Here is a 7,777-nt window from a genome sequence, read left to right as displayed (position 1 = left end):
CCGCGCAGCAGGCCCTGGAGGCCTTTGCCGAAGGGCCATGGGGTGCGAAGTATCCGACCATCGTGCAGTCGTGGCGACGGGCGTGGGAGAACGTCACACCGTTCTTCGTGTTTCCGCCCGACATACGCCGTGTCGTCTACACCACGAATGCCATTGAGAGTCTGAACATGCAACTACGCAAGATCATCAAGACCCGCGGCCACTTCCCCAACGACGAGGCCGCCATCAAGCTACTGTGGCTGGCATTGCGCAACGTGCTGGCGAAGTCTGTACGGGCGGCATTCGACTGGTCCTCCGCCATGAACCAGTTCGCTATTCTGTTTGGAGAGCGTTTTACCAACGCACGCGGGTAACTCCGCTAACCGCCTCGCACACAAAAATGCGGACAGGTTCGGGGGACCCGCTTAAGAATTAGCGGTTTGAGCCGCTTTCTCTTGCTTACTTCTCTTTGCGGCCGGCAAAGAGAAGTAAGTGCCGCCCCGCACAGGGGCAACGCTAATAGACCACTAAAAATTCAAGAAAAGGCCAACACCCCAAGGCAATCAGAAAAAAGAAAGCACTCTCACCGCCAAAGGCAAAAAACGCCACCCTACAAAACCCTGGCAACAATCGACAACACCATAGAAAGCACCAACGTCGACATAAACGGAAACGGATACTCCCGCCCAAAAATCCGCAATGTCACATCACCGGGCAAACGCCCAATGCCAATCTTCCTAAGCCACGGCCAGCAGGACGACAACACCGCCACCGCAATAAACGTAGTCAACAGCCAGCGAATCATGGCCGCCTCCTGAAGCAAAAATTCACAACGTATGCGACCGGTCGCCGCTGGAAAACGCTTGCAGCGTGTCATCCAGTCCGCGCGAAAACGCGATCACCTTGAACAGTTCGCCCATCTCCGCCTCCGACAACAACTTCTGCACCGCATTCGCCGCAGGCAAATATCTCGCCGTATCCGCAGGATCGATTTCAGATAACACATCGGTAATCCCGGCATTCAGCAGAAACCGCGCTTGCGACGTAAAGCCCAGCAAATCCGCGCCCGTCTCGACGCCCGCTTCGGCGATGCCGGTAAATTCCACATGCGCCGTGATGTCCTGCAAACCCGGATAGAGGAACGGATCGCCATGCGCCCGATGCCGGTAGTGACACATCAACGTGCCCTGTGCGCGCTGCGCATGGTAATACTCGTGACGCGGAAAACCATAGTCGATGAAGAAGGCCGCGCCCCGCGCAAGCATCGTGCAGATGGTGCGTGTGAATGCGCTCGCCGCGTCGTGCGTCTCGGTCACGTAGTCTTCGCCGACGGTTTCGATTTCCGACAGCAGCGCGAGGTCCGCCACGGCGGACACAGGCCGGTCGTCGAATGCGAACGCCTCGTTGCGCCATACCACGCCGCGCTCGAGCCACGCCCCGCCGTTGAACGCGAACAGCCGCACCGGCATCGCGTCCAACACCTCGTTGCCGATCACCACGCCCTCGAACCGCTCCGGCAAAGCATCCAGCCAGCGCACTTTGGCAGCAAGCGTGGGCGCGGCGGCTTCGATCGTTTCCCGTTGGCGTTCGCGAAGCTCGCCGGACAGATCCACGATCGAGTAGCTGTCGAATTCCGCACCCAATGCGTCGAGCGCGTTCAGCACGCCGGCGGCGAGCTTGCCCGTGCCGGCGCCGAATTCCATCACGTCGCGCGTGCCGCTCGCTTGCAAGGCCTCGGCCACCGGGCGCGCCAGCGTCGCGGCGAACAGCGGCGACAGTTCCGGGGCGGTAACGAAGTCGCTGCCGTCGTCGCCGCGCAGCCCGAATTTGCGGGCGCCGCCGCTGTAATAGCCGAGTCCCGGCGCGTACAGCGCACGTTCCATGTAGCGGTCGAACGGCAACCAGCCGCCGGCGGCGTCGAGCTCCGTACGGATCTGCGCGACCAGCGCTTCGGACTGCGCAAGCGCGCTCGGGCCGGGAGCAGGTAAACTATCGGGTTGGTGAGCTTTCGGATTCATCCCCGCATTGTAAATGACGGCCTCTCTGGACACCGCCCCCCCCCGCGCGCCCGACACGCCGCGCGTCGTGCTGATTACCGGCGCCGCCCGCCGTATCGGGCGCGCTCTCGCGCTCGGCTTTGCCGCGCGTGGCTGGGACGTGGCCGTCCATTACGGCGCTTCGAGCGAGGAAGCGGGCGAACTGGTCGCTGAAATCACCGCCTTGGGCCGCCGGGCTGTCGCCTTGCAGGCCGAATTGGGCGATGAGGCGCAGGTCGAGCGCCTTTTGCCGGCTTGTATCGACGCCTTGGGCCGGCCGTCGTGTATCGTCAACAATGCGTCGCGCTTCGAAGAGGACACGGCGCAGACCGTCGGTTACGACCTGCTGCTGAAGCTGACAGCGATGAACGTCGCCGCGCCGCTGGTGCTGGCGCGCAGGCTGTTCGAGGCGACGCCGGATGCCGCGCGCACCGACGAAAGCCTGCGCGGCGTCGTCATCAATGTGCTGGATCAGAAGCTGTACAACATGAACCCGGACTATCTGTCGTACACGCTGACCAAGGCGGCGTTGCAGACGGCCACGGTCGCGCTGGCGCAGGCGTTGGCGCCGAAAGTGCGCGTGGTCGGGCTGGCGCCCGGTCTGACGATGCAATCCGGCGATCAAACGCCGGACGGTTTCGCCGCCGCACACCGTACTACGCCTTTGGGCCGCGCGTCGCGGGCCGAGGATATTGTCGCCGCCGCGCTGTATCTCGCGGATGCAGCCGGCGTCACCGGAACGACGCTGGTGGTCGACGGCGGGCAGCACCTCGTGCCTCTGCCGCGCGACGTTATGTTTTTGACGGGCGCCTGAAGCGCGCGCGGCCGGCCGTATTAGCGGCGGCCGCCGCGCTGCGAAGCGTCCCTTTGCGTGCTCCGCACGCCTTTTTCGACTGGAACGAACATGTTTGCCGCTCTTTCGCATCCCCGGCTCGCCGATTGCCGCCGGCTTTTTCTGCGCAATTACGAAGTGCATATCAACATCGGCGTGCACGACTTCGAAAAGCGCGGCGAACAGCGCGTCGTGATCAACGTCGAACTGTTCGTGCCGCTCGCGCTGTCCACGCCGGTTCAGGACAAGCTGAACGAAGTCGTCGACTACGACTTCATGCGCTCCACCATCTCACGCCGGGTCGAGCAAGGTCACATCCACTTGCAGGAAACACTCTGCGACGACCTCGTCAAGACCATGCTCGAGCATCCGCAAGTGCGGGCCGCGCGCGTGTCGACGGAAAAGCCAGACGTTTATCCTGATTGCGACGCGGTGGGCGTCGAAGTCTTCCGTATCAAAGAGGATTGAGCCATGAATGCTCCGGAAATCCCGAACGGCGCCGCGACCGTGGCCACCGCTCCGACTGCCGATGCAAGCGAGGCCGGGCAAGCCGCCGCGCGCGCCAAGACGCCGCTCACGCGCCGTGAGCAGAAGGAAGCGTACGAGAACAACAAGCTCTTCAAGCGGCTCGCGCGCCAGGTCGGCGAGGCAATCGTCGACTTCAACATGATCGAGAACGGCGACAAGGTCATGGTGTGCCTGTCGGGCGGCAAGGACAGCTACGCGATGCTCGAAATTCTGATGCGGCTGCGCGAGCGCGCGCCGATCAACTTCGATATCGTCGCGGTGAACCTCGACCAGAAGCAGCCAGGCTTTCCCGAGCACGTGCTGCCCGAGTACCTGAAGCAGCTCGACATTCCGTTTCATATCGAGAATCAGGACACGTACAGCATCGTCAAGCGGCTCGTGCCGGAGGGTAAGACTACCTGCTCGCTCTGCTCGCGGCTGCGGCGCGGCATTCTTTACCGCGTGGCCGGCGAACTCGGCGCGACCAAGATCGCGCTCGGTCATCATCGCGACGACATTCTGCAAACGCTGCTGCTGAACATGTTTTACGGCGGCAAGCTGAAGGGCATGCCGCCCAAGCTGCAATCGGACGACGGCAAGAATATCGTGATTCGCCCTCTCGCCTACGTGAAGGAAACCGATCTGGAGAAGTACGCCGAGCTGCGTGAATTCCCGATCATTCCGTGCAACCTGTGCGGCAGTCAGCCGAATCTGAAGCGCGCGGAAATGAAGGCGCTCGTGCGCGATTGGGAGAAGCGCTTCCCGGGGCGCATCGAAAATATGTTCAATGCCTTGTCCAACGTCGTGCCCTCGCATTTGATGGACCACAAGCTGTTCCCGTTCGCGGGCCTGCGAGCGACCGGCGACGCCGATCCGCAAGGCGATATCGCCTTCGACGAAGAGCCGTGTTCGACCGATGCCGGAGAAAGCGCAATGCCCGGCGCAACAAAGTCGATTTCCATCGTCCAGTTCGACGATCTTTGACAAAAAACGCCCGTGGTATGGGCGTTTCCGCACATTGCAGTAGGCATCGAGGCCGCCACAGCGGCCCTTTTCGCTAGAGGGTGCGTGTTAGAATCGTCGCCTCCAAACTCGTCTATTTGCCGTGCCATGAACATTGTGATTTTGGCGGCAGGCACCGGCAAGCGCATGCGGTCCGCGCTTCCCAAGGTGCTTCATCCCCTGGCTGGCCGGCCGCTCCTCGCTCACGTCATCGACACGGCTCGCACGCTCAAGCCCACGCATCTCGTCGTGGTGATCGGCCATGGCGCCGAAGCCGTGCGCAAAGCGGTTGCCGCTCCTGACGTGCAGTTTGCCGTGCAGGAACAGCAACTCGGCACGGGGCACGCGGTGCAGCAGGCGTTGCCGCTGCTCGATCCGTCCGCGCCCACGCTGGTGCTTTACGGCGACGTGCCGCTCACGCGCGCCGGCACGCTGCAGGCGCTGACTGAGCAGGCGGGGCAAGGCGGTTACGGCGTGCTCACCGTCACGCTCGCGGACCCGAGCGGCTACGGCCGCATCGTGCGTGACGCGCAAGGCAAGGTAGCGCGCATCGTCGAGCAGAAAGACGCCACGCCCGAGCAGCTCGAGATTGCCGAGATCAACACCGGCATCATCGTCGCGCCGACGCAGCGTTTGGGCGGCTGGCTTGCCGCGCTGAAGAACGACAATGCGCAAGGCGAGTTCTATCTGACCGACGCGGTCGAGATGGCAATCGAAGCCGGGCTCGAAGTCGTGACCACGCAGCCGGAAGACGAGTGGGAAACGCTCGGCGTGAACAGCAAGCAGCAGCTTGCCGAACTCGAGCGCATTCATCAGCACAACGTGGCGGACGCGCTGCTGGTCGCGGGGGTAACGCTCGCCGATCCGGCGCGGCTTGATGTGCGCGGCACGCTCGAATGCGGCCGCGATGTCTCGATCGACGTGAACTGCGTGTTCGAAGGCCGCGTGACGCTGGCTGACAACGTCACCATCGGACCGAACTGCGTGATCCGCGATGCGAGCATCGGCGCCGGTACGCGCGTCGACGCATTCACGCACATCGAGGGCGCCGAAGTCGGCGCGAATGCCGTGCTCGGACCGTATGCGCGCTTGCGCCCCGGCGCGTCGCTGCACGACGAGTCGCATGTCGGCAACTTCGTCGAGGTGAAGAACGCGGTGCTCGGCCGCGGTTCGAAAGCGAACCACCTCACGTATATCGGCGACGCGGATATCGGCGCGCGCGTGAACATCGGCGCGGGCACCATCACCTGCAATTACGACGGCGCGAACAAATCCCGCACGATCATTGAAGACGACGTGTTCGTCGGTTCGGATACGCAACTGGTTGCGCCGGTGCGCGTGAAGCGCGGCGCGACGATCGCGGCGGGCACCACGGTCTGGAAGGACGTCGAAGCCGACGCGCTGGCCCTGAACGATAAGACGCAAACGAGCAAAACGGGCTACGTGCGTCCGACCAAAAAGAAGAGCTGATAGGCATGGTGCGCGTAACAGGCGCGCTCACTGAAATCCAGCACCTAGAGCACTCAAAAGGAATGAGCCATGTGTGGCATTGTCGGCGCGGTAGCGCAACGTAACATCGTTCCCGTCCTGATCGAAGGACTGCGTCGCCTCGAATATCGCGGCTACGATTCGTGCGGCGTGGCCGTGCTCGGCGAAGACGGTCCGCGTCGCGCGCGCAGCGTGGCGCGCGTGGCCGATCTCGACGAGCAGGTGCGCGAGAGCTACCTCGAAGGCATCACGGGCATCGCTCACACGCGCTGGGCGACGCACGGCGCACCGGTCACGGACAACGCACACCCGATCTTCTCGAAAGATACTCTGGCGTTGGTACACAACGGCATCATCGAGAACTACGAATCGCTGCGTGAAATGCTGCGTGGCAAGGGCTATACGTTTGTCTCGCAGACCGACACCGAGGTTATCGCTCACCTGATTCACAGCCTGTATCGCGGCGATCTGTTCGCGGCGGTGCGTGAAACCGTCGGGCAATTGCACGGCGCTTATGCGATCGCTGTGTTGCATAAGGACCAGCCGCATACCGTGGTCGGCGCGCGTCAGGGTTCGCCGCTGGTGGTCGGGCTCGGCCAGGGCGAGAACTTCCTCGCCTCGGACGCGTTGGCGCTTGCGGGCAGCACCGAACGGTTCATCTTCCTCGAAGAAGGCGACGTGTGCGAACTGTCGCTAGAGGGCGTGCGAATCGCCGATCGCGACGGCAATGAAACGCCGCGCGAAGTGCGTGAGGTAGCGGCATATGGCGGCGCGGTCGAACTCGGTCCGTATCGTCACTTCATGCAGAAGGAAATTTTCGAGCAACCGCGCGCGATCACGGACACGATTCCGCAAGCCGATTCGTTCGATGCATCGCTGTTCGGCGAGGGCGCGGGCAAAGTGTTCGCGGAGATCGACAGCCTGTTGATCCTGGCGTGCGGCACGAGCTACTACTCGGGGCTGACGGCGAAGTACTGGCTCGAATCGATCGCGAAGATTCCGACTCAGGTGGAAATTGCCAGCGAGTACCGCTACCGTGAGTCGGTGGCGAACCCGAAGCAACTGGTGGTGGTGATCTCCCAATCGGGCGAAACGGCGGACACGCTCGCCGCGCTCAAGCATGCGCAGGGACTCGGTCACAAGCATACGCTGGCGGTCTGCAACGTCGGTGCGAGCGCGATGGTGCGCCAGACGGAATTCTCGTTCCTGACGCACGCGGGCCGCGAAATCGGCGTGGCGTCGACCAAGGCGTTCACCACGCAACTGGTTGCGCTATTCGTGCTGGCGGCGACGCTGGGCAAGATGCGCGGTCGCGTGAATGAAGAGCAGGAAGCGGAATACCTGAAGCAGCTGCGCCACTTGCCTGCGGCGTTGAATAGCGTGCTGGCGCTGGAGCCGCAGATCATCGCGTGGTCGGAGGAGTTTTCGCGCAAGGAACATGCGCTGTTCCTCGGGCGTGGCCTGCATTATCCGATCGCACTCGAAGGCGCGCTGAAGCTCAAGGAGATCTCGTATATTCACGCCGAGGCTTATCCGGCCGGTGAGTTGAAGCATGGGCCCCTCGCGCTCGTGACGGAAGCGATGCCGGTGGTGACGGTGGCGCCGAACGACGCGCTGCTGGAAAAGCTGAAGTCGAATATTCAGGAAGTGCGCGCGCGCGGCGGCGAGCTGTATGTGTTCGCGGATGCGGATACGAAGATCGTCAATGACGAAGGTCTGCATGTGATCCGGATGCCGGAGCACTATGGTTTGTTGTCGCCGATTTTGCATGTGGTGCCGCTGCAGTTGCTGGCGTATCACACGGCATGCGCGCGGGGCACGGATGTGGACAAGCCGCGGAACCTGGCGAAGTCGGTGACGGTGGAGTGATTGCGGGGCTGGGTCGTTGACGGTTGTTAGCATGTAATCGAAGCGCTTCTACCTCACGGCTAGA

The 7,777-nt window shown here is 62.7% G+C and carries 8 protein-coding genes; 6 read left to right on the top strand and 2 right to left on the bottom strand.

What is annotated here, in order from left to right; all coding sequences use genetic code 11:
* A partial coding sequence (locus B0G73_RS37435) for a transposase (protein WP_146144249.1) occupies positions 1-353 on the top strand: 353 nt, incomplete at its 5' end.
* A 236-nt stretch (positions 354-589) separates the two neighbouring features.
* Here the strand turns inward: B0G73_RS37435 and B0G73_RS37430 are convergent.
* Both B0G73_RS37430 and B0G73_RS37425 read right to left on the bottom strand, forming a co-directional pair.
* The gene (locus B0G73_RS37430; RefSeq protein ID WP_012434650.1) at positions 590-784 is read right to left on the bottom strand and encodes a DUF2905 domain-containing protein; all 195 of its coding nucleotides are present in this window, start codon (positions 782-784) and stop codon (positions 590-592) included.
* A 22-nt stretch (positions 785-806) separates the two neighbouring features.
* Complete coding sequence (locus B0G73_RS37425) at positions 807-1,997, bottom strand: class I SAM-dependent methyltransferase (RefSeq protein WP_106286072.1); 1,191 nt, start codon at positions 1,995-1,997, stop codon at positions 807-809.
* 13 nt (positions 1,998-2,010) lie between these two features.
* On the opposite strand from B0G73_RS37425, the gene B0G73_RS37420 reads away from it, so the two are divergent.
* The 5 genes from B0G73_RS37420 (at position 2,011) to glmS (ending at position 7,713) form a co-directional block, all read left to right on the top strand.
* The gene (locus tag B0G73_RS37420) at positions 2,011-2,829 is read left to right on the top strand and encodes an SDR family oxidoreductase (RefSeq protein WP_106286071.1); all 819 of its coding nucleotides are present in this window, start codon (positions 2,011-2,013) and stop codon (positions 2,827-2,829) included.
* Positions 2,830-2,919: 90 nt separating this feature from the next.
* Positions 2,920-3,315, top strand: a complete 396-nt coding sequence (locus B0G73_RS37415) for a dihydroneopterin aldolase (protein WP_012434647.1) — start codon at positions 2,920-2,922, stop codon at positions 3,313-3,315.
* 3 nt (positions 3,316-3,318) lie between these two features.
* Positions 3,319-4,338 carry a tRNA 2-thiocytidine(32) synthetase TtcA gene (ttcA, locus tag B0G73_RS37410; protein ID WP_106286070.1) on the top strand — a complete coding sequence of 340 codons (1,020 nt, stop codon included), beginning with the start codon at positions 3,319-3,321 and terminating at the stop codon, positions 4,336-4,338.
* A 126-nt stretch (positions 4,339-4,464) separates the two neighbouring features.
* Entirely contained in the window at positions 4,465-5,826 is a 1,362-nt protein-coding gene (glmU, locus tag B0G73_RS37405) for a bifunctional UDP-N-acetylglucosamine diphosphorylase/glucosamine-1-phosphate N-acetyltransferase GlmU (protein ID WP_106286069.1), read from the top strand.
* Positions 5,827-5,895: 69 nt separating this feature from the next.
* On the top strand, positions 5,896-7,713 hold the full coding sequence (gene glmS, locus B0G73_RS37400) for a glutamine--fructose-6-phosphate transaminase (isomerizing) (protein WP_106286068.1): 1,818 nt from the start codon (positions 5,896-5,898) through the stop codon (positions 7,711-7,713).
* The last annotated feature ends 64 nt before the right edge of the window (positions 7,714-7,777 follow it).

Source organism: Paraburkholderia sp. BL25I1N1 (assembly GCF_003002025.1).
In the GTDB taxonomy this organism is placed as follows: domain Bacteria; phylum Pseudomonadota; class Gammaproteobacteria; order Burkholderiales; family Burkholderiaceae; genus Paraburkholderia.
This window is presented reverse-complemented; position numbering and strand designations above follow the sequence as displayed.